This window comes from Stappia albiluteola (genome assembly GCF_014050225.1).
Lineage (GTDB): Bacteria > Pseudomonadota > Alphaproteobacteria > Rhizobiales > Stappiaceae > Hongsoonwoonella > Hongsoonwoonella albiluteola.
This window is the reverse complement of the sequence record NZ_JACFXV010000055.1, coordinates 1-25,352: the sequence shown is the minus strand read 5'-3', so window position 1 is coordinate 25,352 and position 25,352 is coordinate 1. Positions and strand designations below refer to the sequence as shown.

42 protein-coding genes are annotated in these 25,352 nt (G+C 65.3%); all 42 read left to right on the top strand.

Annotated elements, in window-relative coordinates:
• Positions 1-450: hypothetical protein (locus H2509_RS13380; protein ID WP_182166137.1), on the top strand; the 450-nt coding region annotated here is incomplete at its 5' end.
• A gap of 4 nt (positions 451-454) precedes the next feature.
• On the top strand, positions 455-2,818 hold the full coding sequence (locus H2509_RS13375) for a DDE-type integrase/transposase/recombinase (RefSeq protein ID WP_182164854.1): 2,364 nt from the start codon (positions 455-457) through the stop codon (positions 2,816-2,818).
• 76 nt (positions 2,819-2,894) lie between these two features.
• Positions 2,895-3,638 (top strand): AAA family ATPase, encoded by a 744-nt coding sequence (locus H2509_RS13370; protein WP_182164856.1) that lies wholly within the window; start codon positions 2,895-2,897, stop codon positions 3,636-3,638.
• The gene (locus H2509_RS13365) at positions 3,638-4,264 is read left to right on the top strand and encodes a hypothetical protein (RefSeq protein WP_182164858.1); all 627 of its coding nucleotides are present in this window, start codon (positions 3,638-3,640) and stop codon (positions 4,262-4,264) included. Before H2509_RS13370 ends, H2509_RS13365 begins: the two co-directional genes overlap by 1 nt.
• The gene (locus tag H2509_RS13360; protein WP_182164860.1) at positions 4,261-4,662 is read left to right on the top strand and encodes a transcriptional regulator; all 402 of its coding nucleotides are present in this window, start codon (positions 4,261-4,263) and stop codon (positions 4,660-4,662) included. The genes H2509_RS13365 and H2509_RS13360 overlap by 4 nt, the downstream gene beginning before the upstream one ends.
• Positions 4,652-4,921, top strand: coding sequence for a hypothetical protein (locus H2509_RS13355; protein ID WP_182164862.1), 270 nt, complete (start codon positions 4,652-4,654; stop codon positions 4,919-4,921). Before H2509_RS13360 ends, H2509_RS13355 begins: the two co-directional genes overlap by 11 nt.
• On the top strand, positions 4,918-5,322 hold the full coding sequence (locus tag H2509_RS13350) for a hypothetical protein (RefSeq protein WP_182164864.1): 405 nt from the start codon (positions 4,918-4,920) through the stop codon (positions 5,320-5,322). The genes H2509_RS13355 and H2509_RS13350 overlap by 4 nt, the downstream gene beginning before the upstream one ends.
• Before the next feature lie 17 nt (positions 5,323-5,339).
• Entirely contained in the window at positions 5,340-5,969 is a 630-nt protein-coding gene (locus tag H2509_RS13345; RefSeq protein WP_182164918.1) for a DUF3164 family protein, read from the top strand.
• Between the two features lie 11 nt (positions 5,970-5,980).
• Positions 5,981-6,205, top strand: coding sequence for a hypothetical protein (locus tag H2509_RS13340; protein ID WP_182164866.1), 225 nt, complete (start codon positions 5,981-5,983; stop codon positions 6,203-6,205).
• Complete coding sequence (locus H2509_RS13335) at positions 6,202-6,492, top strand: hypothetical protein (protein ID WP_182164868.1); 291 nt, start codon at positions 6,202-6,204, stop codon at positions 6,490-6,492. The genes H2509_RS13340 and H2509_RS13335 overlap by 4 nt, the downstream gene beginning before the upstream one ends.
• On the top strand, positions 6,489-6,884 hold the full coding sequence (locus H2509_RS13330) for a hypothetical protein (protein WP_182164870.1): 396 nt from the start codon (positions 6,489-6,491) through the stop codon (positions 6,882-6,884). The genes H2509_RS13335 and H2509_RS13330 overlap by 4 nt, the downstream gene beginning before the upstream one ends.
• 88 nt (positions 6,885-6,972) lie before the next feature.
• Positions 6,973-7,227, top strand: coding sequence for a hypothetical protein (locus tag H2509_RS13325; protein WP_182164872.1), 255 nt, complete (start codon positions 6,973-6,975; stop codon positions 7,225-7,227).
• Positions 7,224-7,505, top strand: coding sequence for a hypothetical protein (locus H2509_RS13320; protein ID WP_182164874.1), 282 nt, complete (start codon positions 7,224-7,226; stop codon positions 7,503-7,505). Before H2509_RS13325 ends, H2509_RS13320 begins: the two co-directional genes overlap by 4 nt.
• Positions 7,502-7,759, top strand: coding sequence for a hypothetical protein (locus H2509_RS13315; protein ID WP_182164876.1), 258 nt, complete (start codon positions 7,502-7,504; stop codon positions 7,757-7,759). Before H2509_RS13320 ends, H2509_RS13315 begins: the two co-directional genes overlap by 4 nt.
• A 28-nt stretch (positions 7,760-7,787) precedes the next feature.
• Entirely contained in the window at positions 7,788-8,357 is a 570-nt protein-coding gene (locus H2509_RS13310) for a regulatory protein GemA (protein WP_182164878.1), read from the top strand.
• A gap of 1 nt (position 8,358) precedes the next feature.
• Entirely contained in the window at positions 8,359-8,568 is a 210-nt protein-coding gene (locus H2509_RS13305) for a hypothetical protein (RefSeq protein ID WP_182164880.1), read from the top strand.
• Entirely contained in the window at positions 8,561-8,917 is a 357-nt protein-coding gene (locus H2509_RS13300; protein ID WP_182164882.1) for a helix-turn-helix domain containing protein, read from the top strand. Before H2509_RS13305 ends, H2509_RS13300 begins: the two co-directional genes overlap by 8 nt.
• A gap of 142 nt (positions 8,918-9,059) precedes the next feature.
• The gene (locus H2509_RS13295; RefSeq protein WP_182164884.1) at positions 9,060-9,797 is read left to right on the top strand and encodes a glycoside hydrolase family 108 protein; all 738 of its coding nucleotides are present in this window, start codon (positions 9,060-9,062) and stop codon (positions 9,795-9,797) included.
• Positions 9,794-10,327 carry a hypothetical protein gene (locus H2509_RS13290; RefSeq protein ID WP_182164886.1) on the top strand — a complete coding sequence of 178 codons (534 nt, stop codon included), beginning with the start codon at positions 9,794-9,796 and terminating at the stop codon, positions 10,325-10,327. The genes H2509_RS13295 and H2509_RS13290 overlap by 4 nt, the downstream gene beginning before the upstream one ends.
• Entirely contained in the window at positions 10,327-10,599 is a 273-nt protein-coding gene (locus tag H2509_RS13285; RefSeq protein ID WP_182164888.1) for a hypothetical protein, read from the top strand. Before H2509_RS13290 ends, H2509_RS13285 begins: the two co-directional genes overlap by 1 nt.
• Complete coding sequence (locus H2509_RS13280) at positions 10,596-10,799, top strand: TraR/DksA C4-type zinc finger protein (RefSeq protein ID WP_182164890.1); 204 nt, start codon at positions 10,596-10,598, stop codon at positions 10,797-10,799. Before H2509_RS13285 ends, H2509_RS13280 begins: the two co-directional genes overlap by 4 nt.
• Positions 10,796-11,125, top strand: a complete 330-nt coding sequence (locus tag H2509_RS13275) for a DUF2730 family protein (RefSeq protein ID WP_182164892.1) — start codon at positions 10,796-10,798, stop codon at positions 11,123-11,125. The genes H2509_RS13280 and H2509_RS13275 overlap by 4 nt, the downstream gene beginning before the upstream one ends.
• Positions 11,122-11,424 (top strand): VpaChn25_0724 family phage protein, encoded by a 303-nt coding sequence (locus H2509_RS13270; RefSeq protein WP_182164894.1) that lies wholly within the window; start codon positions 11,122-11,124, stop codon positions 11,422-11,424. Before H2509_RS13275 ends, H2509_RS13270 begins: the two co-directional genes overlap by 4 nt.
• 4 nt (positions 11,425-11,428) lie before the next feature.
• Positions 11,429-12,013 (top strand): phage protein Gp27 family protein, encoded by a 585-nt coding sequence (locus tag H2509_RS13265; protein ID WP_182164896.1) that lies wholly within the window; start codon positions 11,429-11,431, stop codon positions 12,011-12,013.
• Positions 12,013-13,413, top strand: coding sequence for a phage terminase large subunit family protein (locus H2509_RS13260; RefSeq protein ID WP_182164898.1), 1,401 nt, complete (start codon positions 12,013-12,015; stop codon positions 13,411-13,413). Before H2509_RS13265 ends, H2509_RS13260 begins: the two co-directional genes overlap by 1 nt.
• The gene (locus tag H2509_RS13255) at positions 13,410-15,500 is read left to right on the top strand and encodes a phage portal protein (RefSeq protein WP_182164900.1); all 2,091 of its coding nucleotides are present in this window, start codon (positions 13,410-13,412) and stop codon (positions 15,498-15,500) included. Before H2509_RS13260 ends, H2509_RS13255 begins: the two co-directional genes overlap by 4 nt.
• Positions 15,497-16,219, top strand: a complete 723-nt coding sequence (locus H2509_RS13250; RefSeq protein WP_182164902.1) for an HK97 family phage prohead protease — start codon at positions 15,497-15,499, stop codon at positions 16,217-16,219. Before H2509_RS13255 ends, H2509_RS13250 begins: the two co-directional genes overlap by 4 nt.
• Before the next feature lie 221 nt (positions 16,220-16,440).
• Positions 16,441-16,965 carry a hypothetical protein gene (locus H2509_RS13245; protein ID WP_182164904.1) on the top strand — a complete coding sequence of 175 codons (525 nt, stop codon included), beginning with the start codon at positions 16,441-16,443 and terminating at the stop codon, positions 16,963-16,965.
• A gap of 168 nt (positions 16,966-17,133) precedes the next feature.
• Positions 17,134-18,441, top strand: a complete 1,308-nt coding sequence (locus H2509_RS13240) for a phage major capsid protein (RefSeq protein ID WP_182164906.1) — start codon at positions 17,134-17,136, stop codon at positions 18,439-18,441.
• A 73-nt stretch (positions 18,442-18,514) separates the two neighbouring features.
• Positions 18,515-18,778, top strand: a complete 264-nt coding sequence (locus tag H2509_RS13235) for a hypothetical protein (protein WP_182164908.1) — start codon at positions 18,515-18,517, stop codon at positions 18,776-18,778.
• A gap of 9 nt (positions 18,779-18,787) precedes the next feature.
• Positions 18,788-19,210 (top strand): hypothetical protein, encoded by a 423-nt coding sequence (locus H2509_RS13230; RefSeq protein WP_182164910.1) that lies wholly within the window; start codon positions 18,788-18,790, stop codon positions 19,208-19,210.
• Between the two features lie 192 nt (positions 19,211-19,402).
• A complete protein-coding gene (locus tag H2509_RS13225) occupies positions 19,403-19,969 on the top strand; it encodes a hypothetical protein (protein WP_182164912.1) in 567 nt (188 codons plus the stop codon).
• On the top strand, positions 19,966-20,637 hold the full coding sequence (locus H2509_RS13220; protein WP_182164914.1) for a DUF2786 domain-containing protein: 672 nt from the start codon (positions 19,966-19,968) through the stop codon (positions 20,635-20,637). The genes H2509_RS13225 and H2509_RS13220 overlap by 4 nt, the downstream gene beginning before the upstream one ends.
• Positions 20,634-20,978, top strand: coding sequence for a hypothetical protein (locus H2509_RS13215; RefSeq protein WP_182164916.1), 345 nt, complete (start codon positions 20,634-20,636; stop codon positions 20,976-20,978). The genes H2509_RS13220 and H2509_RS13215 overlap by 4 nt, the downstream gene beginning before the upstream one ends.
• Complete coding sequence (locus H2509_RS13210; RefSeq protein WP_182166136.1) at positions 20,978-21,232, top strand: hypothetical protein; 255 nt, start codon at positions 20,978-20,980, stop codon at positions 21,230-21,232. The genes H2509_RS13215 and H2509_RS13210 overlap by 1 nt, the downstream gene beginning before the upstream one ends.
• A 300-nt stretch (positions 21,233-21,532) precedes the next feature.
• Positions 21,533-21,817 carry a hypothetical protein gene (locus H2509_RS13205; RefSeq protein WP_182166135.1) on the top strand — a complete coding sequence of 95 codons (285 nt, stop codon included), beginning with the start codon at positions 21,533-21,535 and terminating at the stop codon, positions 21,815-21,817.
• 3 nt (positions 21,818-21,820) lie between these two features.
• The gene (locus tag H2509_RS13200) at positions 21,821-22,360 is read left to right on the top strand and encodes a phage morphogenesis protein (RefSeq protein ID WP_182166134.1); all 540 of its coding nucleotides are present in this window, start codon (positions 21,821-21,823) and stop codon (positions 22,358-22,360) included.
• A 183-nt stretch (positions 22,361-22,543) separates the two neighbouring features.
• Entirely contained in the window at positions 22,544-22,963 is a 420-nt protein-coding gene (locus H2509_RS13195; RefSeq protein ID WP_328805081.1) for a DUF3168 domain-containing protein, read from the top strand.
• Complete coding sequence (locus H2509_RS13190; protein ID WP_182166132.1) at positions 22,963-23,565, top strand: hypothetical protein; 603 nt, start codon at positions 22,963-22,965, stop codon at positions 23,563-23,565. Before H2509_RS13195 ends, H2509_RS13190 begins: the two co-directional genes overlap by 1 nt.
• Before the next feature lie 54 nt (positions 23,566-23,619).
• The gene (locus H2509_RS13185) at positions 23,620-24,123 is read left to right on the top strand and encodes a hypothetical protein (protein ID WP_182166130.1); all 504 of its coding nucleotides are present in this window, start codon (positions 23,620-23,622) and stop codon (positions 24,121-24,123) included.
• A gap of 14 nt (positions 24,124-24,137) precedes the next feature.
• Entirely contained in the window at positions 24,138-24,359 is a 222-nt protein-coding gene (locus H2509_RS13180) for a hypothetical protein (protein WP_182166128.1), read from the top strand.
• Positions 24,352-25,352 (top strand): phage tail length tape measure family protein (locus H2509_RS13175; protein WP_182166126.1); only part of this gene is annotated, 1,001 nt, incomplete at its 3' end. The genes H2509_RS13180 and H2509_RS13175, both read left to right, overlap by 8 nt.

The window sequence follows — 25,352 nt, the reverse complement described above, 5'->3', positions numbered from 1 at the left end:
AAGGCGCGGGGAGACAACCTGACCGGCGATCTTCTTTCCTGGGAGCCCCCCAAGGTGGCGGCCGGCTTCGAAGCCGGCGCGATCCGCGGCTCGCGCCTTTCCTCGCAAATCAGCCAGGCGGTGGCGCTGGCACTCAAGTCCTCGCCGATGTCGCGGGCGGAGATCGCGGCGGCGATGAGCGCCGAGCTCGGCTACCAGGTGAGCGAGAACATGCTGGCGAACTATGCCTCGGAAGGGGCGGAGGCGCACAGGATCACGCTGGAGCGCTTCATCGCGCTGATCGACGTGACGGGGTGCACGGACCTGCTCGGCTTCGTGGCGGAGCGCTTCGGCAAGGTGGTGATCGACACCAAGTACCAGGCGCTCATCAACGTGCACCTGGCCGAGGAAGCGGAAGCGAAAATCCAACGGTTCAAGGCGGCCGAAAAGGCCAAGTGGGGAGCGATCTAGGCCGATGAACGCGCAGGCTCCAATCCAGGTTCAAATGTGGTTCACGGCACAGGAGATCGCCGAGGCGGCGAAGGCCGGAGAATTGCCGGGGCTGCCTGCAACGAAGCGTGGCGTCAACGACCTGGCCGACCGAGAGGGCTGGCACCGCTACCACGCCCAGGTGAGATGCGAGACGGGGCGCGGCGGGACGATCACGCGCTACCACCTGGACCTGCTGCCGCTGGATGTCAGGCTTTGCTACCTGTCGCGGCGCGTCGGGCCGGCGCTGACGATGACGGGCGGAGACGGGCCTGGCAGCGGCAAGGCACAAGCGCAGCCGACCCTTGCCGCCGCCGGGAACCTTACCGAACGCGAACGGCTGAACCGCGACGCCAGGATGTGCATCGTCCGGCTGGCGGACAGGTTCCGGGCGATGCTCGATCTCGGCGCGCTCGCCTCGGATGCCTATTTCGCGGATCTCTACAATTCCGGCCGCATCCCCTTGCCAGATTGGGCGCAAGGCGTCGTCAGGCGGGTTTCAGCGCGCACGCTGATGCGCTGGCGCGAGAAGGTGAAGTTCCAGGGCAGCGCGGCGCTGGCCTGCGACCGCTCGAAGGCGAAGAAGGATACCGGGCTGCTGGAAACCGCCGAGGGCGGTCGGCTGCGCGCCTTCGTGCTGGCGTGGATCTTCAAGAACCCGGCTCTCTCGGCCGGGACGTTGCGGGACTATTGCGAAGACGAGTTCGGCGGCCAGATCGCCGACCGGCATGGCGAGCTGAAACCGCTGCCGCCGGTGCGGACGTTCCAGCATTTCATCAGGAAGCTGAGGCAGGAAGAACGGGTCGTGATCCTGAAGAACACGAACCCGGACAAATACCGCTCGACCATGGCGATGCGCGGTACCGGCGCCTATCGGTGGGTCAAGGAGCCAAACCAGCTCTGGCAGATCGACGCCTCGCCGGTCGATGCACTTTGCACGGACGGCCGCCATTCGATGTATGCCTGCATCGATCTCGCCACCCGCCGACTGGTCATCACCCTGTCGAAGACGCCACGCGCCTCGGCTGTCGGCCTGCTGATCCGCAAGGCGGTGATCCAGTGGGGCGTGCCGAAGACGATCAAGACGGACAACGGCTCGGACTTCAAGGCGCAGGCCACGCAGCGCCTGTTTTCCGATCTTCATATCGAACAGGACGTGTCGCGGGCCTACAGCCCGACCGAGAAGGGGCATGTCGAGCGCGTCATCGGCACATTCCAGCACAATTTCGCACCGCAGCTGCCGGGCTATGTCGGCCACGACGTGGCGGAGCGCAAGGCGATCGAAGGCAAGAAGGCGTTTTCGGAACGCCTTGGCGCGGATGACGCGGAGCTGTTCGGGGTGGAACTCACCGCCGCCGAGCTGCAAGCCATCATCGACGAGTGGCTGGAGGTCTACTACCACGAACGCCCGCATGGCGGCCTGAAAGGCGAGTTGAAGGGCCTTTCGCCCAACCAGGCGGCGCAACGCTCGACAACGCCTGTCGCACGCGTCGACGAGCGCGCACTGGACGTGCTGCTGATGCCGCTCGCCGGCAAGGACGGCCGCCGCCGCATGACGGCGCAGGGCCTGAAGATCGACCACGTCTACTACAGCTCGCCGCTGATCCTGCCGGGCACGGACGTGATCGTGCGGCTCGATCCGATCGACATGGGCAAGGTCTACGCCTTCTCGGCCGAGGACGGCAGCTTCCTGGATGCGGCCGTGTGCCCGGAATTGCGCGACATCGACCGCACCGAGTTCGTGAAGGCGCAAAAGGCGATGGCGCGCGAGATGCTGGCCGAGCGCGAGAGGGAGGCGAAGGCCGAGCTTCGCGAGCTCGGCAAGGGGCCATCGGGCATCGAGCGCACGCTCAGGCTCTATCGCAAGAAGGCGGACGAGAAAGAGGCCGCCAAGGCGAATGTCGTCGCGCTGCCGAAGCGCGAGGAAGAGCACGTCACGCCGGCGATCGAGGCGGCGAAGGAAGCGTCGGTGCTGCCGCTGAAGCCGGCATCGCCCGCGCCGATCGACGACAGGACCCGGTCGATCCACGAGGAGCTGCTGCGGGAATGGGAGGCCGGCAACGCCAGGGTGACGGCCGAGGACCTGGCCGAGGTCGAGGAGATGCTGGAGCGGGCGGAGGCGTTCAAGAACGTGGTGCCGATCCGGCAGAACCAACCACTCAACGAGGCCGGCCAGCGCTTCTACCGGGCAATCCAGCTGGAGATGGCGATCGCCAGCGGACGTCAGGCCGAGATCTCAACCGAGGAGCTGCGCTGGCTGGGGCATTACCAGCGCACGCCGCAGTACCGGACCAATGTCGACATCATGGAGGTGTGGGGGCTCGAGCACGCCGTGCGGATCGCCCACTAAAAGGAAAAGGCCCCGCGGGAACGGGGCCAAGGCAATTCACTCACATCACTGAAAGGGCAGATTGATGGGGCTTAACATGGATGTCAATAGCGGAGATACGGCGCCGATCAGGAACGTCAGCGCCTGCATGACGCTGGTCCGGTCGCTGCAGGACCGTCACCCGCTGCAGCCGAACCTCGGCGTGTTCGCCGGCTTCTCGGGCTACGGCAAGAGCGTGGCGGCGCTGTTCGTGCAGAACAAGACCGATGCGGCCTATGTCGAGGTGTCCGACACCTGGACGAAGAAGAAGCTTCTGACCTCCATCCTGGCAGAGCTCGGCCGGCCGGCGGCGAGCGGCACCCTGGCGGACCTGGAAGACGAGATCATCGCCATCCTGGCGCGCGATCCGAGGCGGCCGCTCATCATCGACGAGGCGGACAAGCTGGTCGATCGCAAGATGATCGAGCTGGTTCGGATGATCGCCAAGAAGAGCAACGTGCCGGTGCTGCTGATCGGCGAGGAACTGTTTCCCAAGAAGCTGGAGGGCGTCGACCGGTTCCGCGACCTTGTGCTGACGATGGGCTATGCGCAGCCGTGCGATCTGAACGATACCCGGGTGCTTGCGCGCACGCTCTATCCGCAGATCGCGATTGCCGACGATCTGCTCGACAAGGCGCGCTCGGAGGCAGAGGGCCGGGTCCGCCGCATCGGCAACACGCTGCACGCGATCGCGATCGAGGCGAACGTCCTCGGCGTCTCCCGGATTGGCCTCGACGAGTATCGGGCCGGCCGGGGCTACTTCTCGCGCGGTCACCTGCCGTCGCGCCGGGAGGCTGCGTGATGGGGATCGTCCTGAAGCTGAGCCTGGCCAAAGGCACTTCTCCCAAGCGCGGCATCGATCATTTCTGGAGCGTCATCCAGGCGCACGAGCTGGCGGGCGAGACATTCACGCGCGGCGACATCTTGCGCATGTCGAATGCACGGCGCCGGGACGTGGACGATTTCTTCGGCCGGCTGGAAAAGGCCGGCCTCGTCGAGAAGGTGGGCGAGCGGGGGCCGCGACCGGAAGCCGTCTACCGGGCCACGGTGCGCCAGACCGCCACGCCGCGGGTGCGCCGGGACGGAACGGTGATCGAGAGCGCCGGCAAGCAGAAATGCATGTGGAACGCGATGCGCTCCGGCGCGCATCGGCAGGGGTTCACCGCGCAGGATATCGCGCTGTGGGGGTCGACCGACGAAACCGCGATCAGCCTCGCTTCAGCGCAGGCCTACATCAAGGCCTTGTCCAAGGCCGGCTACCTCATCCCGCTGGTCAAGGGCAAGCCCGGCGCACCCGGCATCTGGCGGCTGGCACCGGACATGAACACCGGACCTCTGCCGCCGATGATCCTGCGGACCAAGGTGGTGTTCGACCAGAACCGGCATGAGCTGGTCGGTCCTGTCGAGACCGAGGAGGTGTCGTCATGAGCGCCGCTTCCGGCAACCGGCCCGACAACGTCGCCAAGGCCCGGTTGGCTTGGGGCGCGACGATCCCAGAATGGATCATCGTGCTGGCGGAGGCCTGCAATCGCGAGAGCCAGGCGGCCGTCGCGCGCAAGGTCGGCTACTCAGCCTCGGCCGTCAGCCAGGTGCTCTCCAACAGCTACCACAATGGCGACATCGCCCGCTTCGAGCAGGCCTCGCGCGGCGCGCTGATGTCCGAAACGGTGACATGCCCGGTCATGGGCGAGATGGCGCGCAACGTCTGCCTTTCGTGGCAGCGCAAGCCCTTCGCCACGACGAACGCCCATCGCGTGCGGATGCATCAGGCATGCCGGACGGGTTGCCCGCATTCCCTGATCAAGGGAGGCGGCGATGCTGAGTGAAGATATCCGGACGCTCCGACAGTTCATCGACGAGCACGTGAGCCGCGACGGTTCGCTGTTCCTGTCGCCGGCGCTCACGGAGCTGGCGAAGTTCGCGCTTGCCGACATGGTCCGCTGCGCGCGCGCCCTTGAGACGGCACAGGTCAGCGGACCGGCCAGGATCACGGAAGCCGACCTCGCGTCAGGGCGGGTTGCCCGGCTTCCTGTGGTGCCTCGGCCAAGACTGGCAACCGGTCCTGGCAACGGGAGTTCGGCATGAGGCCCTGGAGCTATGACGACATAGCGCGAGCGGTCGGCTTCCGGACGCTCGGAGAGAAGGACTGGTGGATAGCCGAGAGGCTTGGCCGGAAGATCCACGACGTATCGCGGACGATCGACAAGGCGCTGGTACTCGAAGCGACCGAAGACCTGCCGCCTTCACCCGCCCCGCCATCGCCCGCTTCGCCGCCGGCCACGCCTTCGCCCGCGCCGGTGACCGCATCGCCACGGCGCCACCAGGAAACGGTACGGCCCCGCGTCGTGTTCCGGAAATACCGCGTCAGCCCGCACCTGGACCTCATCCTGGCGGCGGAAGCCGGCCAGCGGAACTCAGGAATGCTCGGCGACCCGGGACCGGGCCGTTCCGCCCTCGATCAACGCAAATCAGGAGAAGCCAGGTGAGCGAGACACACACCACGATGTGGGATGACGAAATCGTCGAAGTGGGTGGCAAGTCCTACCTGCGCGACGCCAAGGGCAATCTCGTGCCCGTCGAAGCCATCAAGCCCGAACACAAGCTTGAGGACGAGACGGTGCGCAAGATCATGGCCTACGCCCGCGATCTCTCGGCGCAGATCTCCCGCTTCAAGCAGCACACATTCGACGATCTGTCGGCCTTCGAGGCGCTGCTGGCGCAGGAATACGGCGCGGCCAAGGGCGGCGCGAAGGGCAACAAGACCTTCATGAGCTTCGACGGGCTGATGAAGGTGCAGGTGCAGGTCGCCGACTACATCGACTTCGGGCCGCAGCTGCAGGTCGCCAAGGGGCTGATCGACGAGTGCCTGAACGAATGGGCGGCCGACAGCCGGCCGGAGATCCGCGCCATCGTCACCCGCGCGTTCAACACCGACAAGGCCGGCCAGATCAACCGGTCCGAGATCTTCATGCTGCTCAGGCTCGATATCGCGGACGAGCGGTGGCTGAAGGCGATGGAGGCGATCCGGGCGGCGATGCGCGTGGTCGGATCGAAGACCTACGTGCGCTGCTACGAGCGCGACACACCGGACGGCCAATGGCAGCCCGTCACGATCGACCTGGCACGAGCGTGAGGGGGGCGACGATGGCATTTCTCTATAGCGCAGTGTCTGGTTCTGAGGTCGGCAACAAACTAGCTCGTGATCCGGAACTTTTCGCGGAAGTGCTGAATGAAGTTCAGGATTTCCACGGCGATGATCCAACCGATCGCTTCATTCAAGATCTTGCCGAGGCTTCGAACGAGAAACTCTCGGAATTCCTTCGCATGCTCGCCGATCGCATTGAATTCGAGAAGGGATCGACGCCGTGAGCGATCTCAAAACCCTCCGCGACCAGGTGGCGAAAATGCTCGACGACGCCATGCGAAAGGCCGGGGACCGCAAGGACGATCCTGCCGCCTGGCATGTCCGCGATCGCAACGAGATGAACAACCTCGCACGGCGCCTGAAATCGTGCTTCGACGCCAAGATCAGCGACAGATGGGACGGTGTGGCCGTCACGATCGGCGGGATCCGTGCGACCAGCACCATGGGCCTGAGAGGCGCAGTGCGCAACTGGGTTCAGGCCGCCGACCGACACATCGGAGCTGGGTCATGAGCGCGATCAAGATCGCCTTCCGCCAGGTTCTTGCTCCGTTTCCTTCCTCCCCTCAACGACAACAAGACGGCGGTCAGCGCCGCTTCCTCCCAAGACTGAAAGGAACCAGCATGCACAAACTCGTTTCCGCAGTTTCATTCGTTTTCGCGGTGTTGATCCTGCTTGGATCGGCAATCCCCGCGAGCAGCGCAATCGACTGCTCCCGCCCCGGGCTGCAGCAATTCTGCGCAGTGCACTACGGCATGCCCGGCACGGCCCGTGCGAGCACATACGTGAAACAGGACTGGCGGCCGCGCAACTTCAATCCTGAAGACCACCGGGAACCGAAAATTGCCGAAGGCTGGAGCGAGCCGAAAGCCGAAACCAAGACCGCCGGGGGATGGGGCAAGTAATTCCAGGGCGGCGAACGACGAGGGCCGGGCCTGGCTCAGCCAGGCCCCGTCCAGAATTGCTGACAATCATGAATAGACGGATCGAACCATGAAACAGACCGACAGCAATTTATCTCCACGAAGCCTGCGCCTTGATGAAGTTCACAAGGCAAACGCCGCCGCCCTGGAAGCTCGCATGGCAATGACGGAAGCCAAATCGGCTCGGGACGCCGCACAGCAGGTTTTCCAAAGAATGGACGCCATCTATGCGGATGCCCGTGATGAATACGAGCGCGCCGAGCAGGCCCTTGACGAAGCGTTTTTCGCCTGGGCCGAAGGTCAGGTGCGTGGGCTGCCGCAATGACCGGCGCAACGGAAAAGCACAGGGCACTTCTGGAGCGCGCCCTGGCGGAGCTTCGGCACACGCTGCGCTCGGACGTGGAATGCGCCTGCGAGCTGGAGCGCGACTGGGCCAACGAAATCATCCCGGTCCCCGGCACCTGCGACGAGATGATGGCCGACCTTTGCGAGCGCCAGCTCAACCTCGTGCGCGACATCCAGGCCGAAATCGGCGGTTTCGCGGAGCACCCCGAGCCGCAGTGGCTGGATGACCTGATCGACGGAAGGTGGAGCCTGACATGAGCGGCGTGCAGCGCATCGAGTTCGAGGATCGCGGCCAGGACTTCCTGTGGTGGGAGATCGATACGGAGACGGGCCGCATCCTCGGTTGCGGCCCTCACCAAGGCTGGCTTTGGGCCGACGGCGATCACCGTGTCGACCTGTCGACGATCGGCATTGGCCAGCGGCCGAGCTTTTATCACCGGCGCCGGATGGATGTCATCACATTAAAATATGTGATCGTCTCGGCCGGCCCTGCACCCGCGGGGGGGCGATGAGTTCTGATCTCTTCGGGAGGGCGCCGTCATGAGCGCCTATGCCAAGATCCATGTCGGCCTGAAGCAGCTCGGCATCGATGGCGACGACGCCCGCGATCTCTACGAGCGGGTGACCGGTATCCGGTCGCTGCGGGCGATGAGCCCGAAACAGCATGACGAAGTCATCCAGGAGCTCGGCCGGCTCGGCTTCGAGCGGTCTTCAAGCCGTCGTCGAACGCCGCTTGAAGGGCGGTTCGCGAAGAAACTCCAGGCACTCTGGATCTCCGCCTGGAACCTCGGCCTCGTCCGCAATCGCGACGACAAGGCGCTGATCGCTTTCGTCAGGCGGCAGACCGGCATTGATCACGTGCGCTTCCTCAGCAACGCACAGGACGCGCGGAAGGCTGTGGAAGCCCTCAAGGCCTGGATCGCCCGGGAGGCCGATGTGACGTGGCCGAAATTCCAGGACGGCCGCGCCGAGAAACTCGCCGTCATCGAGGCGCAGTGCCGGATCCTCGGCGTTCCGATCGGCAGCGAGATTTCGGCGGCCACGGACGAAACCTTGCTGGCGGCAATGCAGAGCTTCGGGCGCTGTATCAGGGCGGCAAAGGGCGATTGACATGGCCGGCTCCGCTCCCTTGCCGCTTCTGACATGGCGCGAGGATGCGGAGCTGGAACGATTGAGGGCGGAGCGGGCGGAACTGAGGCGGCGCATCGCCGAGCTGCCGAGAATGAGCCACCGGCGCATTGAGCTGACGGTCCGCCTCAAGGATCTGACGGCCCAGGAACTGAAATTGACGACGCGAACCGGACGGATGGAAGATGCCTGACGTACAGCCTCAGATCCCGGCAAACATCGCGCCTTATGTGGATGCGCTCGGCGTCGACGACACGATCAGGCTGCTGCTTGAGCTCGGAGGCTCGCAGATCCACCTGCCACGCGCCGGTACATCTTCCCGGTCGATGGCAGCAGGCTTGCTCGGCGCCGAAAAAATCGCCATGCTTGCAGCCGTGATGGGGCACGGCTACATCAAGGTGCCGCTCGGCAAAAAATGGATTGCCCAGGTCATGTTCGCGCGCGGCGAGAGCCTGAACGCCATCGCGAGGACCGTTCGATCCGACGTGGCGACCGTGCGCCGCTGGCAGCTGAACGACGCGCTTCAGCTCGATCTCTTCTGATTTCTCCCGCCTCCAAGGTCGCTCCACCCGCGCGCCCGCGTGGATGAACCCTTCCCGCGAAACCTGCCAGATTTGATCCAGGATCAGCGCCGGCCCCGCACTTCGTCATGGGCCGGCGCGCGGCTTAATGGCGGGGCTTCGGATGAAGAAGAACTTCCCAAGATCGCTGGCGTTCACGCTGAGCTTCGAGGGCGGCTACGTGGACCATCCGAAAGACCCGGGCGGCGCCACGAACAAGGGCATCACGCTTGCGACCCTGCGCCTTCACAAGGCGGGCGCCACCAAGGCCGACCTCAAGGACATCCGGGGCGATCTCGTCAATCGGATCTATCACGACGACTACTGGGAGCGTACCGGGTGCGACACGCTTGCCTCCGGCGTCGACGGGGCGGTGTTCGACTATGCGGTGAATTCCGGTCCGGCCGCCGCGCGCAAGAGCCTGATGGCCGTCATCGGCGGTCCCGACCACGAAACGGTCCGCAAGCTCTGCGCCAGGCGGCTTTCCATCTACCGGACGTTCAAGCACTGGGCGACCTTCGGCAAGGGCTGGACGCGGCGCGTCGCCGAAGGCGAGGCGCTGTGGACCAGGTGGGCACTGGCCGAGAAATCCGACGTTGCCGAGGTGATCGTTGCGCTTGAGGACAAAGGCAGCAAGGCAAAGGGGACTTCGCGGCAGCAGGGGGCGGCCGGATCCGGCGCGGCGGCAAGTGCGCCGGCCGCTCCGGTAGCCGCCCCGGTCGACATGGACGCGCTCGCCGCGATCGCGGTCGCGGGTGTCACCGTCGCCTTGATCGCGCTCGCCGCCTGGCTGCTCTGGCGCGCGCATGTCAACCGGCTCAGGGCTCGGGCCTACGCCACGCAAGCGGAGAGAGCGATATGAGCATGATCGTCGGCATATTGGCCGGGGTCGCCTCCAAGGTCGGAGCCGAGCTTGTCGGCCGCGTCCTGGGCGAGCGCTTCGGAGAGGCGGGCGGACGCCTGGCGGAAACGGTGGTGAGCGAGATCGCCGGCGTCCTTGGCGTCGAACCCGAAGAACTTCCGTCCGTCAACGGCGCGGACCTGGAAGAGGCGGTCGAGACCGTCGAGGGCCGAATGCCGGAACTGATAGCCTTGTGGTCCCGCGGCCTCGACGGCCAGTTCGCCCTGCTGCAGGCCGAACAGCGACAGGGCATCTGGCAGAGCGGCTGGCGCTGGGGCTGGATGTATCTGCTCGGCCTCATGTGGACGGTTCGCCTACTCATCGTGCCGGTTACCGATGCGATCGCGGGCACCGATATCGGCTCGCGCATGGACATGGGCGTGATGATGACGCTGACGTCCTGGTTCGTCGCGCTCTACATGGGCGGCCACACGCTGAAGAACCTCGGAGCCCAGGGCGTCGAGGCCATCAAGGCGATGAAGGGCAAGTGATGACACAGGCCGTCTATCGCATCGACCTGAACGACTTTCATCCTGACGGCCGGCGGAAGTTTTTCATGTTCGAATGCTCCTGCCGATCGCTCGCCGAGCTCAACCAGCGCCTGCAGGAAGAAAAGGTCGTCTACGGGCAGCGGCTCTACACCAGGCGCGCGGATACGCCAGGCGAATTCGAGGTTACCGGGCGCGACGAAGTGATCGTCGGCCGCGAGGCGATCTGGCAGGTCTCCACGCCCCGGCACCGCTATTTCGAGGTGGAGGGATGAAGGCGAGCGAGTTCGACAAGGAACTGGCGGAGCTGCGCGTCGAACAGGAGCGCGATGCGGCGATCGGCCGGATCCGCGCTTCCCTCGACCGGCCCGGCGCCACCACATGCCGGCGATGCGGCGACCCGATCGACGAACGCCGGCGCCAGGCGCTGCCATCGGCCGTCACCTGCATCGACTGTGCGAGCGAGGGCAAATGATCGAGGACATCCGCAACTGGTCGGCGGCCATCGCTTCACTCCTTGCAATCATCAGCATCTTCTACACCTGGCTGACTGCGCGATCGAAGGCGAACGAGCACACCATCGGCAAGCACGAGCGCAAGCTCATCGAGCACGACCGCCGCATCCAGACGCTGGAAAGCGATGTGGGCCACCTGCCGCCAAAAGACGATGTGCATGAGCTGCGCATAGCGCTGGAACAGGTTCGGGGTGCGCTCGGGAGGCTTGAGGAAAGCCACCTTGGCGTTACCCGGGTCGTGAACCGGATCGAGATCTTCCTGCTCGACGGAGGGAAAGAACGTTGAAAGAGGGATATCGCGACTACCTGGAGCGGCATGGTCGCCTGGTGATCCTCGAGGCCATCGCCCGCGAGTTCAACGGTCACCTGCGCGAGGATCTGATCCAGAAGGCGCTCGACGTCTATCTGGTGTCGCGCTCCATCGAATGGGTGAGAACGCAGCTGCGCAAGCTGGAGGAAATCGGCGCGGTCAACCTGGAAGAGGATGGCGGCAAGCTGATCGCTGGCCTCGCCCAGGCCGGACGGGATCACCTGGAACGGCGCGCGCCGCTGGACGGCGTGGCATGGCCCGAGGACGGGAGATAGGTCAATGGTCGCTCCCGAGGCCGGCGGACGGCGTGAAGGTCGCGGACGGTTGTCGACCATGGAAATGCTGCCTGAAGAGGCGGACGCCGACCTTGCCTGGGTCAACCAGGAACTGCGGGACGGCAAGCGGCCGCAGGTCGCCATCCTGGCGGAGTTCAACGCCCGGCTGGCGGATCTCGGCATAGGCTCGATCTCCAAGGGAGCCTTCAGCCGCTATTCGGTCCGCAAGGCTCGGCAGTGGCGCGAATACGACGAGCGCTTGCGGCTGTCCACTGCGCTCGCCGAAGCGATGGGGCCTGACGGCGCCGACAAGATGACCGTCGCGATTTCCGAACGCATCAAGATGGCGGCCGACGAGCTGCTTTCCAGGGGCGATCTGTCGGCCAAGGAGATCAACGCGCTGGCGAGCGCCAACCGCGCCGCCATCACCGCGCAGCGGCACTCGGCCGAGCTGCGGCGATTGCTGCAAGCCGAATTCGACGAGCGGATGAAGAAGGCGGCCGAGGATGTGGCCGAAGTCGCCAGGAAGGCGGGCGTCTCGCAGGAGACCATGGCGGAGATCAACCGACGCCTGATGGGGGGGGCCTGATGGGGCGCGCGCGCATCATCCCCGCCAATCGCGGTGCGATCTTCCTGCCCTATCAGGCACGCTGGGTGCAGGACAATTCCCGGCTGAAGCTGATGGAGAAAGGTCGCCAGATCGGCCTTTCCTGGTCGACGGCCTATGCCACGGTTTCCCGCACCGCGCTCGCCGCCGCACGGCACGATCAATGGGTTTCCTCGCGCGACGACATCCAGGCGCGTCTATTCCTCGAGGACTGCAAGCTTTGGGCGGGCAATCTGGAACTCGCCGCGCGCGATCTCGGCGAACAGGCCGTCGACCCGGACGGCAAGACAAGCGCCTATGTGCTGCGATTTGCCAACGGCCGGCGCATCCATTCGATGAGCTCCAATCCGGATGCCCAGGCCGGCAAGCGCGGCGGCCGGGTGCTCGACGAATTCGCGCTGCATCCCGATCCGCGAAAGCTGTGGTCGATCGCCTATCCCGGCATCACCTGGGGCGGTTCGATGGAGGTGATTTCGACGCATCGCGGCTCGCACAACTTCTTCAACAGCCTGGTCAAGGAATACCGGGACGGCGGAAATCCAAAGAAGATCAGCCTGCACAGGGTGACGCTCGAGGACGCACTGAACGACGGCTTCCTGTGGAAGCTCCAGCAGTCGCTGCCGGAAGACGACGAACGCCAGGAGATGGACGAAGCCGCCTATTTCGACTGGGTGAAGAGCGGCGCGGCCGACGAGGAAAGTTTCCTTCAGGAGTACATGTGCCAGCCGGCCGACGACGATGCGGCCTTCCTGGAATATGACCTGATCGCGGCCTGCGAATACGCCGCCGATGCCGACTGGCGCAAGATCGAGGGCGGCGAGCTCTTCGCCGGCATCGATATCGGCCGCAAGCATGACCTGACGGTCATTTGGGTGCTGGAGCGCCTTGGCGACGTGCTCTATACGCGCCATGTCGAGGCGCTCAAGAACATGAGCAAGGCTGAGCAGGAGAAGGTGCTCTGGCCCTGGATCGAGCGTTGCGTTCGCACCGACATCGATGCGACCGGCCTTGGCATCGGCTGGTCCGATGACGCACAGAAGAAATTCGGTCCCTACAAGGTCGAGGCCGTGACCTTCACCGCGAAGGTCAAGGAAGCGCTCGCCTATCCGGTGCGCGGGCACATGGAAGACAGGCGGTTGCGCATTCCCTATTCGCCGCCGATCCGCGCAGACCTGAGGTCCGTGACCAAGCAGGTCACCTCGGCCGGCAACATCCGCTTTACGGCCGAGCGCACGCCGGACGGCCATGCTGACCATTTCTGGGCACTGGGGCTCGCCATAGAGGCCGCCGGCGGCGCGGCCGGCGGACAATGGCGCCCGCTTTTCGGCCAGATCGGCCAGGCGCAGGAAAGCCCGATCGACAAGGATTGGATCCCGGCATGAACTGGTTTTCAAAGGCTCTTCAATCGCTGCGCCATCCGCCCAGGCCGAGCCTGTGGCAGGGGCTCCTGAAAGGCACGCGCTACGATTATCGCAAGGCAGTCGGCGACGGACTGGACACGTCCGTGGTGACTGCGCCGGTCCAGTGGATCGGCCGCGCGCTGCCGGAGGCGCGGCTGACGGTGACAAGCCGCCGCGGCCGCCAGGTGACGGAGATCTCCGAGCACGGCGCCCTGCAACTGATCCGCAGGCCAAACGCTTATTACGGCGACATCGCGCTGTGGATGGCGACGGTCTTTTCCTTCTGCCTGGACGGCAACGCCTACTGGATCAAGCTTCGCAACGGTGCCGGGCGGCCCGGCGAGCTCTGGTATGTGCCGCATTGGACGATGGAGCCCTTCGGTTCGGATGACGGCGAGAAGTTCATTTCGCACTACCGATATACGCCCGGCGGGGGCCTGCAACCGATGCGGCTTGAGGCCGAGGAGGTCGTGCATTTCCGCCATGGCCTCAATCCGCGCAATCCGCGCAAAGGCCTGTCGCCGCTCGACGGCGCGATCCGCGAGATCTTCATGGACCTGGAGAGCTCGAATTTCGTGGCTTCGCTCCTGCGCAACATGGGCGTGCCAGGCGTGGTGATCTCGCCGAAGAGCGGCGGCGCGGTGGCGGTCGAGGATGTCGAGGCAACCAAGTCGTGGTTCCAGGAAGCGTTTGGCGGCGACCGGCGCGGCGGGCCGCTGGTCATGGGAGCGCCAACCGACGTCACGCCCTACGGCTTCAACCCTCAGCAAATGAACATGTCGGAGGCGCGCGACGTGGCGGAAGAACGGGTCTGCGCCTGCCTTGGCATTCCTCCCGCTATCGTGGGCTTCGGCGCCGGCCTGCAATCGACCAAGGTCGGGGCGACCATGACGGAGATGCGCAAGATCGCCTGGCACAACGGCGTCCTGCCGCTGGCACGAATGTTCTCCGACGAGATCGAACGCTCGCTGCTGCCGGATTTCGGCGAGACGCGCGGCCTGACGATGTGGTGGGACACATCGGAAGTGCTTGCCCTTCAGGATGACGAGGACAAGGAAACGGAGCGCTGGAACAAGCGGGTGCAAGGCGGCTGGGCCATGGTGGCGGAGGCGCGCGCGGCCGCTGGCCTGGAAGTCGACGATAGCCACCGCATCTATCTGCGGCCGTTCTCTTCGGTGGAGGTGCCGGCCGGCGCCCCGCCGCGCACCGTTGAAGACGAACCGAAGCGGATCAGACAAAAAGCCCTGGCTTCGCCGGCGGCGCAACGGGTCGGCCGGGCTTATCTGAGCATCCTGGCACGCCAGGAAGGGCCGCTCGCGGTAACCTTCGAAGGCCGGTTGAAGGCATTCTTCGAGCAATTCGCGAGGGAGGCTTCGTCGGCAGCGCTGCCATTTCTTGAGGAAGAGGACCTGGCGCCAAAGTCACGCGCGTCGAAGTCACGCGGGGCGGACGGGACCAAGGCCGACGAGCTGCTGATCGCGAGGATCCTGGAGGCGCTCGGCATCGGTGTGCATCAAACCACGTTCCGCGGCCTCTACGAGGCGTATTACCTGGAAGTGGCGCGCCAGGTGGCGGAGGCGGCGGAGCTCGCGGGGATAGGCGGCAGCCTGCCGGATCCGGTTGCCCGTTCGATCGTCGGCTTCGGCGGCCGCCGCGCCGGCCTGGTCGATCTGTCGGCCCAGACGCGCCAGGCGCTCTTCGATGCGCTCGCGGAAGGGCGGGCGCAGGGCGAAGGCGCGACGCAGCTAGCCGCTCGCATTGCCGATCACGTCGGCAGCGGTCCCTGGTCGAATGCCGACACGCGCGCCCGCACGATCGCCCGCACCGAAACCAAATATGCGCAGAACATTTCGACGATCGAGCGCGCCAGGGCCGCCGGCGTCGAGCGCTTCATCGTCTTTGACGGCCGCCTGGGGCCGGGCCGGTCCCTGCCAAGTCACATCGCCCGCAACGGATCGATCGTCACGGCGGCCCAGGCTGCGCAGATGGCGCAGGACGAACATCCGAACGGAACCCTGTCCTTTGCCCCCTATTTCGGGGACCAGGACGAAGAGGAGCAGGACACATGAAGATCGAGACCAAGGGCCTTACGGTCGAAAAGATGGACGGGGAAGGCCGTGGCCTCGCCCGTATCGCCACGCTGTCGGCGATCGATCATGACGGCGACACCTATCTGCCCGGCGCCTTCTCGTGGAAGGAAGGCGGGATCCAGTGGGTGCCGATCCTGCCGGCGCACGATCGGCGCGCCATGCCGCTCGGCAAGGCTCGGGTTTATGAGGAAAACAACGCGGCGCTCGCCGAGATCCATCTGAACCTCGGCTCGGATGCCGGTAGGGAATGGCACTCGACGCTGAAATTCGACCTGGAGAACGGCCAGGCCGTGCAGGAATGGTCCTACGGCTTCGGGGTGATCGACGCTCAATACGAAAGCCGCGACGGCGAGCGCGTCCGCGTGCTGAAGCGTCTCGACGTTCACGAGGTTTCGCCCGTGGTACGCGGCGCCGGCATCGATACCGCAACGCTTGGCCTTAAGTCGCGCGGATCCTTCGCCGTCCAGATCGAGAGCGTGCTGGCGGAGATCGACGACATCGTCGGGCGCGCCGGCGGCCTGAAGGCTCTCAGGGAGGCGGACGGCCGGGGTCTTTCCAAAGCGAGGATCGACCAGCTCGCCAACCTGAAAGGCAAGCTCGAGGAGCTCATCGCTTCAGGCGCTCCCGAAACCGATCCTGCCGAGCAGCTGGCGGTGAAGCATCTCACCGCCTCGGCCCGGCGCCGCCTTGGCCTGTGAGGGCGTGTTTGAAGCGCGAGGAGGAAATCGACAGAGAAGGCCGCTGAGAGGCGAAACGAGGCTGTTACGGGGCATTCGCCATTTTTCGACAAGACGCCTGCTCAGCGCCTTAAATGGAGCTCTAAATTCGAAATTACGGGGGTATTATCGTTTTGTTGCCCCCGGTTTTCGCAGGCTTGCTTCCGGGTGCTTTTGCAAGGGCCGAGACGTCGGGAGAAAATATGAGCGCCAACGTTCCGACCAAGCGTGAATACCACGGCGTAGTCGCTGAAATCAACAACGAGTGGCGATTGGTCAATCTTGGCGTCAGATGGGCGGTGCAACGGAACAACGGAGATGTGTCCAGACCATGGCGCACCGTCGCCGGGTCTCATCGCCGCGATGGCCTCGCCCATTTGGTGGAGCGCCTGACCGGCGCGACCGCCGAAAGTGTCTCAGGCCTTCACGCTCTGCCGGATCTGCATCCCGGCCATGTCGGCCGTCCCGCCGGAAAAAGAAGCGACGAGTACGGCGGTGTGGTTTGCCTGCTCGGTGCCGAGTGGCGCTTGATCGAAGAGCCAGGCGTCCCTCAGTGGACGTTGCAGCGCTGTTACAAGTCTGGTTGGCGTGACGTGAGCTATTCGCGCAGAAAAGACCAGATTGAACGCCGATTGCTTCAGGCTTGCGGATCAATTGATGAAGCTGCCATAAAAGCGTTGCGAGCGCTGCCCGATATCCATCCCGGCAATCGCCGAAAGTCGAACTGATAGCTCCTGAGCCTTCACCCGCGCGGCCGCGCGGATAGTCCGACCCTCCTCCTTTCTCCTAGTCTCGACCTCATGCAATGCCCCGCGCCGGCCGCGGGGCGGATTTGCAGCACGAGAGGCCGCGCGCGGGCGCGTCGGCGGACGTTCCACCGACAATGGAGGGGTCGAATGACCACCCTGAAAGAAGTCCGCGAAAAGCTCGCGGCAAAGCAGACCGAATTGCACAAGGTGTTCGAGGAGGCCGAGGTCACGACCGACAGCGGCCAGAAGAGCTACGACTTCAACAAGGTCACTTGCCTCGGCAAGGACGTGAAGGGCTCGATCGCCGTGGCCGAGAAGGTCAAGGCGATGGATGACGAGCTGAACGATCTCGCCTCGCAGGCCGAAAAGCTCGAAACGGCCGAAAAGGCGGCGAGCGCGCTTGCTGATCGCGAGAAGGTGCGCGGCCGCCTCCCCATTCCGGGTGCAAAGGACGAACAGGCCAGGAGCCGGGTCAAGAGCCTGGGCGAGCTCGTGGCGGCCGAGAAGGCCTATGCCGAGTGGGTGAAGCACGGCACGCCCAACGGCATCAACTTCTCCTACGAGGACTTGCTGCCGTCCGACATGCTGGCCAAGGGCGCCGTATTCGAGACCCTCGGCTCCAAGGCGCTTCTGGAGACCGGCGCAGGCTTCGCGCCCGAAAGCATCCGCCTTCCCGGGTTCGTCGAAGGCGCCACGCGCCCGCTGCAGCTCATCGACATCATCCCGATGTCGACCACGGGTCAGGCGGCGATCAAGTACATGGAGGAAACCACCCGCGCCCACGCCGCGGCCGAGAAGGCCGAGGGCGCGGCCTATGCGGAAAGCACCTTCGTATTCACGGAAAAGACGTCGCCGGTGGTCAAGATCACCGACAGCATTCCGGTGACCGACGAGCAGCTGGAAGACGTGCCCCTGATGCAGGGCTACATCAACTCGCGGCTGACCTTCGGCATCCGCCAGCGACTGGACGGCCAGGTGCTGGTCGGCGACGGCGCCGGCGCCAACCTGCGCGGCCTGAAGAACGTCGTCGGCATCCAGACCCAGGCCAAGGGCGCGGATCCGGTGCCGGACGCCTTCTACAAGGCAATGACGAAGGTCCGCGTCACCGGCCGGGCGATCCCGACCCATCACGTCATGCATCCGGAAGACTGGCAGGGCGTGCGCCTGCTGCGCACCGTCGACGGCGTCTATATCTGGGGCTCGCCCTCGGAGGCCGGGCCTGAGCGCCTCTGGGGCCTGCCGGTGGTGCAGCAGGATGCGGACGCAAAGGGCACCGGCTATGTCGGCTCCTTCCAGCCTGCCTGGATCAGCTTGTTCGAGCGCAAGGGCGTCGACATCCAGATCGGCTATGTCGGCACCCAGTTCAACGAGGGCAAGCGCACGGTGCGCGGCGACATGCGGGCGGCCTTCGTGGTGTTCCGCCCGGCCGCCTTCTGCTCGGTCACCGGCCTCTAAGCCACAACCCGCGGAGCGCCCGCCCGGAAGTCGAGAGTACCGGGCGGGCATTCGGCCGCAACAGGAGATCACCATGCCAACGATTTCCGGATTTTCGAGGCCCGTGGGCTGTGCCCTGATCCCCGGCGGGCCGGTGGGCGAGCATGAGGTGCCCGGCGCGCTCTCGCCTGGCGACACCCTGCTTTCCGTTGAACACATCACCGAGGGCACGCCGCCGACCCGGGTGGATCGCACCGCAGAATTCTCGATCACCGCTGGCAAGGCCGGCGTCATCGAAAACACCACCACCGACACCACGGGCGATTTTCTCCACGTCCTTTGGGCAAGGTCCGAGTAGGAGGGCGCCATGCAGGCGAAAGAACGTCTTTATCTGACCAAGGACAAATCGAAGCTCGTCGGCGAAGGCGATCTACGCGCCGCTTTCCTTTATGCCGCGCCTGGCGACGAGATCCCGGCCTCGGCCGTGGAGCGTTTCGGCCTTGTCGACGGCAGCCTGGCGAAGGGCGGGAAGAAGCAATCCGCCCCGGCCGAGGACAAGGAACGACGCGGCCAGGAAGACAAGGGCGAGAAAGGAGAAGATCTTTCGGTGATCAAGGGCATTGGCGCGGCGGCGCAAGCCGCGCTGAAAGCCGCCGGCATCGACAGCTTCTCCGCCCTCGCGGCGGTCGATCCTGCGTCGCCGCCCGTGGTCAAGGGCCTGTCGCCGCGTGCCGACTGGCAGAGCTGGGTAACCCAGGCACGCGAGCTGATGAAGCCGCCGACCGGCTGATCGAGGAATACCAGGGCGAAAGCAACCGAGGGCAGCGCGGTCACACTTGCCGGAGATGGGGTGCCGGCGTGACTGGTCGGGAGTTGCGAGTAGGCGGCGCCGGGCCGCGGTCCCCGGCTGCAACGTCTGACGGGGGACGTGACAGCCGGGAGAGACCGGCACCTCAACCAAAGACCTGCGGGGTGAGCGGACATGCCTCTGATCGACCGGGTGAAGGAACGAACCGGATCCGACCTTTCCGACGCAGAGCTTGCCGCAATGATCGATGCGATCACGGCGGAGATCGAGGCCCGCTTCGGCCCGGCCGGACCGATCACGATCGAGCTCGGAGATCCGGTCGATCCCAATTCCCGCTTCAGAAGGGTGTTGCGCCTGCCAAGGGCGATGGACAGCGCGCAGCCGGCGACGATCGTCGAACTCGATCCAGCCAATTCCGGCCTCGCGGGCAACGAGGTGGAGCTCGCCGCCGGGGACTACCGCGTCCTGCATGGCGGGAGGACACTGCAGCGGCTGAACGGCGGGCCGAACGGCCGCGACTACTGGGCGCCGCTGGTTCGTGCCACTTATACCCCGCTTGGGGACCAGGCCGCGCGCGAGGAGGTGACGATCAAGCTCATGCAGCTGGATCTCTCCTATCGCGGCGGGCTGAGAAGCGAACGGGCCGGCGACTATTCATTCACACTCGGTAGTGCCGACGTTACCGAGGAGCGCGAGAAGCTTCTGGCGAGCCTCGGCCGAGAGCGCATGGTGATGGCATGACCGACAAGGCGATCCTGGCCAAAATTCGCAAGTGTCTCGCATTGGCTCAAAGCGCCAATGAGAACGAGGCGGCAATAGCACTCTCCAAGGCGCGTGAGCTGATGGAAGCTCACGGCGTCACGGAAGCGAAACTGGCCATGTCCGAAGTCGAGGAAGCCAGCGCTCGCGGCAATCGTTCCCAGCGGCCGCCTCGCTGGGAGACTATCCTGTCAAACGCCGTTTGCCGCGCGCTTGCCGTCGAGTGCTTCTTAAACGCGGATGGCGATCGCACCTTTGTCGGCCGCGGCGCGGTACCGGAAATCGCTGCATACGCATTCGCAGTGCTGTTTCGCCGACTGAAGGGCGCACGAGCTGGCTATATCCGTTCGCATCTGAAGCGCTGCAAGCCCGGGCGCAAGCGGCTTCGCGCGGACATATATTGCGAAGCCTGGACTGCGGCCGTCTACGTGAAGATCTCCGCCCTGTTGCCGGAGCCGCAACCGGATGCCCTGGTCGCCCTTTACCTGGCTGAGCGGCACCCGAACCTGGTCCCGGTCAAGAGCCGTATCGCTCAACCTAAAGGAGGCGGCGTCGAAAGCGACTTTCTACGCGGTCGGCATGCGGGAAGTTCGGTCGAGCTGAATTCGGGTATCGGGAGCGGGATCGACCAGCCGCTGGCGCTCACATGATCGCCGGCCGCCTGACCATGCGAGCGATGGTGGAACGCAACGTGGCCGCGGGCAGCGATGCCTGGAACAATCCGGTCGCTCCCGAATTCCAGCCGCTTGCCGTCGTCAAGTGTTTCGTCTGGTCGAGGCTTTCCCAGGAGATCGTCGACGGCGACAAGACGGCGATGGTCGAGGACATGCGGGCAATGTTCCCGCTCGCCGCCGATGTCGACGAGAAGGACGAGATCTCGGCCGTCACCGATGCGCGCGGCAACGTCATCATTGCGGGCCGGCTGCGCATCGAAGGCCCGGTCCAGCGCAAGCACACCCATCTTGAAGCGGCGTTGAAGAGGATCCGCTGATGCAGATCTCCATGATCGAAGGCGCAACGCGCATCGTCGGCAAGAGCCAGGGATATCTCGGCTTGCCCATTCGCGACGAGGCGGTGAACTGCAACGTCAATGGGGATGGAACGCCGGCAATGGTCACGGCCTGGCAGCCGACGCCGGCAGAACTCGCCGCCCTTAATGCCGGCGCTTCCGTGCATGTGCGCATCCTGGGTAGCGTACCGTCACCCATGATGGTCGGCGTTGGGCCGGTTCCGAGCGATGTCTGAACGCCTCCGCTGCCTTGTTCCCGGTTGTCGAAGAACACGAGGTCAGCGCAAAGGCGAGGCGATGATCAGAGCGGGAGAAGAGTGGATTTGTGGGCATCATTGGACCGCGGTGCCTCGATATATCCGACAGAGAAAGTCAGGCCTTTTCCGGCGATACCGGCGTCGCTTCGGCAACAATGCATACTGGAAGCTTCCCCCAGGCTCGGATCTGCGAAAGGAAGCCGTTCGCCTTGATCGACTAATGAGAACGGCCTGGCGGCTCTGCAAGCGCGCGGCAATTGAACGAGCAATGGGGATTTGATGACCGACAAAAACAGATCTGCAATCGCCGCGCGCGAAAGCCAATTGCCCAGGAAGGGCGAGATCTGGCAGCACACGAAGTCAGGCGCCCGCTATGTGATCGCCGGCGCGGCATATAACGCGATTACCGATCAGAGCGACGTCCTGTATGAGCCGCTTTACCCGTGCGAGCTGCAGCGGTTCAGCCGCCAGCTTTCTGCTCATCCAAAGGCGTTCCTGTCGCAAAACGACGACGGTACTCCCCGGTTTCATAGGGTAGTTCAGATGCGTGCGCTCGAGGACTGAGACGTGGTCGGCAAGACGAAATCCCTGAAGTGGTTCGGCAAGGCGGTCACCGCCAAGATGCGAGCCGCGCAGCAGACCGGCGTCAACCAGACGATGGCGGCGGCCGCCGCCGAGGCGAAGCGCAATCACGACTGGCAGAACCGGACCGGCGTGCTGGAAGGCGCGATCGACATCGTGCGCGTCGCCGAGCCGGTGACGGACGGGGTGCGCGGCACATGGGGCGCGCGCGACGTGGCCTATGCGAGGATCCACGAGCTCGGCGGCACGATCAGACCCGTCCAGGCGAAGTTCCTGGCGATCCCGGTGTCGGCCGAGGCCGAGCGGGCGGGCAGCCCCAGGCGCATGGGCGAACTCGCCTATGCGCAATCCCTGAAAGGCCAGCCGCTTCTCGTCGACCGGAACAGCGGCGATGTGCACTGGGTCCTGAAGACCGAGGTGAAGATCCCGGCAAGGCCATACCTGCGGCCGGCTGCCGACAAGGAATATCCGAAGCTCGCCCGCCGCATCAAAAAGGCCTTCGAACGGTCGGGCCAGGGCAGCTGAAGGCCCGGCTCTTGACGGCGCCGCCGGCTGCCGCGATGCTACGCCCGCCTCCCCGTATCGACATGACAACCGGCTTACCCGCGCGGCCGCGCGGATAGTTCGGACGCGCGCGCGCGGCTAGCCTCGCTCCATATCGCCCCAGCCTGGATGCGTCCGGCCGGGGCTTGGTTCAGGAGCTGGTGCGTGGCGGATCTCGTCGGTGCGATCATGAATGCCCTGCTGGCCGACGCGGCTTTCAATGCCGCTTCGCAAGGGCGCGTCTTCGCCGGCGAGCTGCCGCCCGCCGAGACGGCGTCCATGCCGCGTGCGGCGACGATGATCCAGCCGGCCGGCGGGGCGTCGATCGCGGCCGGAAGCTTCGTCGAGCACGATACGCAAAGGCTCGATCTCTTCTTCTACGGCGAGACGCCAAACCAGGCGAACGAGCTTGCCCGCGCCGGCCGTGACGTCCTCTCCAGGCTCCGCCGCGTCGTCGTTTCCGGCGTGCTCATCCACTGGGTCGAGCCGGCCGGCGGGTATTCCGCCGGGCGCGACCGCGACGGCAACTGGCCCGTCGCCTACCAGTCCTACCAGGTCTTTTCCGCCCTCAAGGAGGTATCCTGATGCCCGCACCGTTCGAAATCATCGCGGCGCCCTTCACGCTCTACTACGCGCCGCTCGGCGAGGCCTTCCCGGCGCTCGACGCCGTTCCCGCCGGCGGTTGGGTGCAGATCGGCACCTCCGGCGACCTCTCCTACGATCCGGAGGGTGTCACCATCAACCACAGCCAGAGCGTCAACGCGGTGCGGCCGCTCGGCGCCACCGGCGCGGTGAAGGCCTTTCGTACCGAAGAGGATCTGACGATCGCCGCGACGCTGTGGGACGTGACGCTGGAGCAATACCGCCTGGCGGTGAACAGCAACGCGGTCGCCACGACCGCGCCTGGCGTCGGCACCCAGGGGTTCAAGGCGCTGAAGCTTTACCAGGGCGACCAGGTCACGACCATGGCCCTCCTGGTGCGCGGCGTGTCGCCCTATGGCGACGGCCTGGCCGGGCAATACGAGGTTCCGTACTGCTACATGTCCGGCTCCCCGGAGGTGCAGTACCGCAAGGGTGAGCCTGCCGGCCTGGCACTCGAATTCTCCGCTCTGGTCGACCCTAACGCGGCAAGCGAGGACGATCGTTTCGGGCGGCTGATCTTCGGCAACGCGGCCGCGCTGCCGTAGGCCCGCATCCGACCGATCACTCTGAAAACTTCACACCGCATCAGGAGCGCGCGCATGGGCAGCGAGCCGACCAGGTCCGAACCGATCCTGGACCTTTCGACATTGATCGAGCGGCCAAGGATCCGCATCGACGGCAATCTTTACGAGATCCGCTCTCCCGACGAGCTGAGCCTGATCGAGAGCCATTTCTTCGCGTTGAAGGGGCAGGAGATCGACCGGCTGACGAAGGCCGGCAATCAGGGCGAGGAGCTCGCCGAGCTCATCCGCGACGTGGTGCGCAAGGTGGTGGTGGAGCTGCCTTCCAAGGTGCTTTCGCGGCTGTCGGAGGCGCACATGCTGGCGATCGTCGAGGTTTTTACCGGGCTCCTGCTGCGCCGGAGGCTGGGGTTGGCGGGAGCGATCGCGAAGGCGGGCCAGAAGACGAGGAACGAGGCGGCGCCGGAAAGCGCGCAAGACGGGGCTGGACAGTCGACTGGGGCGAAGAACTTCCCCGCCTCCAGCGCTTCTACGGCGGAGACCCCGAGTGGTGGTTCGCCCATGCGCCGGCAGCGGTCGTAAGGGCTTACCGGGTCATGATGCCGAGGATCGCGGCCGAGGAACAGCTTATGGCGATCAACGCGGTCGCGCTCGGGTCCGGGCGTATCGAAAAGCGGGAAACGCGGCGGTCGATCGAGCGGCTTGAACGCATGGCGCGGGGCGAGCGGCAGGCGGCGGCGAAAGCGACACCCCAGATGCTGGCGATGATCGGGATTTCGGTGAAGATGCCGGGTATGGGCGGAGGCGAAAGTGGTTGAACGTCTCGGCGAGGCGCTGCTCGACCTCTCGACCAGCGACAAGGGCTTCAATCAGGGGATCAGGCAGGCCCAGACAAGGGCCGAAGGCCTCGGCCAGGCGCTCGACACGGTGGCGGCCAGGAGCCAGGCTGTCGGGACGGCGCTTGTGGCCGGCGCAGGCCGGGCCGGCGGCGCCGTCCAACTCACCACACAGCAACTGGCGAACATGCAGTTCCAGCTGCAGGACATCGCCGTGGGCCTGGCAAGCGGGCAAAGCCCGTTCACGGTCATCGCGCAGCAGGGCTCGCAGATCGCGCAGTCGTTCCGCCAGGGAACGACCGTTCTTCAAGCGCTGCGCGCGGTCGGACAGGGACTGACGACGTTCCTGCTCAATCCGCTCAATCTGGCTGTGGTGGGCTTCGGCCTGGCGGCGACCGCGGCAAGCGCCCTGTTCTCGACGATTTTCGACAGCGGCGAGGATGCGGAAAAAAGGATCAAGAAACAGGAAGAGGCGGTGCGCGCCCTGGACGAGGCGCTCGTCGGCACCATCCCTCAGCTCAGGGAGTTCATCAAGGAACAGGAGCGCCTGGGCCTCATCCAGGCGGCCGAGACGAGCTTCGAGGTGCTGCGCGCCAATCAGATCGATCCGCTTCGCGAGGCGGTGCGCGACCTCCAGGTTGAATTCGCCGACACAGTGCTGCTGCTCCAGGACTTCGGGGCTGAGACGGAGGTGCTTTCCGAGCTGCAATCGGCCTTCGACAGGGCGACCGAGGCAGCGGCCGAAGGCAAGGATGCAAGCGAGGATTTTGCGCGGGCGCAGCAGATCGTCTTCGAGCTGATCGAGCAGACCGGTCTGCCATCGCTCGCCAGCTTCCAGATCAGCCTGAACGGCGTGGCCGAGCGAGCAAGGGCAGCGGCCGCAGCGATAGCCGGTCTCGGCTCCCAGCAGGAGGCGCTCGGGTCGAACCCGGCCGCAACAGGTGTCATCCGTGGCCTGGAGCAGGAAATCGACGC

Bases quoted from the DNA above. Each gene is read 5' to 3' on its own strand.
- H2509_RS13375 (WP_182164854.1), top strand. From the start codon at position 455: ATGAACGCGCAGGCTCCAATCCAGGTTCAAATGTGGTTCACGGCACAG.
- H2509_RS13370 (WP_182164856.1), top strand. From the start codon at position 2,895: ATGGATGTCAATAGCGGAGATACGGCGCCGATCAGGAACGTCAGCGCC.
- H2509_RS13365 (WP_182164858.1), top strand. From the start codon at position 3,638: ATGGGGATCGTCCTGAAGCTGAGCCTGGCCAAAGGCACTTCTCCCAAG.
- H2509_RS13360 (WP_182164860.1), top strand. From the start codon at position 4,261: ATGAGCGCCGCTTCCGGCAACCGGCCCGACAACGTCGCCAAGGCCCGG.
- H2509_RS13355 (WP_182164862.1), top strand. From the start codon at position 4,652: ATGCTGAGTGAAGATATCCGGACGCTCCGACAGTTCATCGACGAGCAC.
- H2509_RS13350 (WP_182164864.1), top strand. From the start codon at position 4,918: ATGAGGCCCTGGAGCTATGACGACATAGCGCGAGCGGTCGGCTTCCGG.
- H2509_RS13345 (WP_182164918.1), top strand. From the start codon at position 5,340: ATGTGGGATGACGAAATCGTCGAAGTGGGTGGCAAGTCCTACCTGCGC.
- H2509_RS13340 (WP_182164866.1), top strand. From the start codon at position 5,981: ATGGCATTTCTCTATAGCGCAGTGTCTGGTTCTGAGGTCGGCAACAAA.
- H2509_RS13330 (WP_182164870.1), top strand. From the start codon at position 6,489: ATGAGCGCGATCAAGATCGCCTTCCGCCAGGTTCTTGCTCCGTTTCCT.
- H2509_RS13325 (WP_182164872.1), top strand. From the start codon at position 6,973: ATGAAACAGACCGACAGCAATTTATCTCCACGAAGCCTGCGCCTTGAT.
- H2509_RS13320 (WP_182164874.1), top strand. From the start codon at position 7,224: ATGACCGGCGCAACGGAAAAGCACAGGGCACTTCTGGAGCGCGCCCTG.
- H2509_RS13315 (WP_182164876.1), top strand. From the start codon at position 7,502: ATGAGCGGCGTGCAGCGCATCGAGTTCGAGGATCGCGGCCAGGACTTC.
- H2509_RS13310 (WP_182164878.1), top strand. From the start codon at position 7,788: ATGAGCGCCTATGCCAAGATCCATGTCGGCCTGAAGCAGCTCGGCATC.
- H2509_RS13305 (WP_182164880.1), top strand. From the start codon at position 8,359: ATGGCCGGCTCCGCTCCCTTGCCGCTTCTGACATGGCGCGAGGATGCG.
- H2509_RS13300 (WP_182164882.1), top strand. From the start codon at position 8,561: ATGCCTGACGTACAGCCTCAGATCCCGGCAAACATCGCGCCTTATGTG.
- H2509_RS13295 (WP_182164884.1), top strand. From the start codon at position 9,060: ATGAAGAAGAACTTCCCAAGATCGCTGGCGTTCACGCTGAGCTTCGAG.
- H2509_RS13290 (WP_182164886.1), top strand. From the start codon at position 9,794: ATGAGCATGATCGTCGGCATATTGGCCGGGGTCGCCTCCAAGGTCGGA.
- H2509_RS13285 (WP_182164888.1), top strand. From the start codon at position 10,327: ATGACACAGGCCGTCTATCGCATCGACCTGAACGACTTTCATCCTGAC.
- H2509_RS13280 (WP_182164890.1), top strand. From the start codon at position 10,596: ATGAAGGCGAGCGAGTTCGACAAGGAACTGGCGGAGCTGCGCGTCGAA.
- H2509_RS13275 (WP_182164892.1), top strand. From the start codon at position 10,796: ATGATCGAGGACATCCGCAACTGGTCGGCGGCCATCGCTTCACTCCTT.
- H2509_RS13265 (WP_182164896.1), top strand. From the start codon at position 11,429: ATGGTCGCTCCCGAGGCCGGCGGACGGCGTGAAGGTCGCGGACGGTTG.
- H2509_RS13260 (WP_182164898.1), top strand. From the start codon at position 12,013: ATGGGGCGCGCGCGCATCATCCCCGCCAATCGCGGTGCGATCTTCCTG.
- H2509_RS13255 (WP_182164900.1), top strand. From the start codon at position 13,410: ATGAACTGGTTTTCAAAGGCTCTTCAATCGCTGCGCCATCCGCCCAGG.
- H2509_RS13250 (WP_182164902.1), top strand. From the start codon at position 15,497: ATGAAGATCGAGACCAAGGGCCTTACGGTCGAAAAGATGGACGGGGAA.
- H2509_RS13245 (WP_182164904.1), top strand. From the start codon at position 16,441: ATGAGCGCCAACGTTCCGACCAAGCGTGAATACCACGGCGTAGTCGCT.
- H2509_RS13240 (WP_182164906.1), top strand. From the start codon at position 17,134: ATGACCACCCTGAAAGAAGTCCGCGAAAAGCTCGCGGCAAAGCAGACC.
- H2509_RS13235 (WP_182164908.1), top strand. From the start codon at position 18,515: ATGCCAACGATTTCCGGATTTTCGAGGCCCGTGGGCTGTGCCCTGATC.
- H2509_RS13230 (WP_182164910.1), top strand. From the start codon at position 18,788: ATGCAGGCGAAAGAACGTCTTTATCTGACCAAGGACAAATCGAAGCTC.
- H2509_RS13225 (WP_182164912.1), top strand. From the start codon at position 19,403: ATGCCTCTGATCGACCGGGTGAAGGAACGAACCGGATCCGACCTTTCC.
- H2509_RS13220 (WP_182164914.1), top strand. From the start codon at position 19,966: ATGACCGACAAGGCGATCCTGGCCAAAATTCGCAAGTGTCTCGCATTG.
- H2509_RS13215 (WP_182164916.1), top strand. From the start codon at position 20,634: ATGATCGCCGGCCGCCTGACCATGCGAGCGATGGTGGAACGCAACGTG.
- H2509_RS13210 (WP_182166136.1), top strand. From the start codon at position 20,978: ATGCAGATCTCCATGATCGAAGGCGCAACGCGCATCGTCGGCAAGAGC.
- H2509_RS13205 (WP_182166135.1), top strand. From the start codon at position 21,533: ATGACCGACAAAAACAGATCTGCAATCGCCGCGCGCGAAAGCCAATTG.
- H2509_RS13190 (WP_182166132.1), top strand. From the start codon at position 22,963: ATGCCCGCACCGTTCGAAATCATCGCGGCGCCCTTCACGCTCTACTAC.
- H2509_RS13185 (WP_182166130.1), top strand. From the start codon at position 23,620: ATGGGCAGCGAGCCGACCAGGTCCGAACCGATCCTGGACCTTTCGACA.
- H2509_RS13180 (WP_182166128.1), top strand. From the start codon at position 24,138: ATGATGCCGAGGATCGCGGCCGAGGAACAGCTTATGGCGATCAACGCG.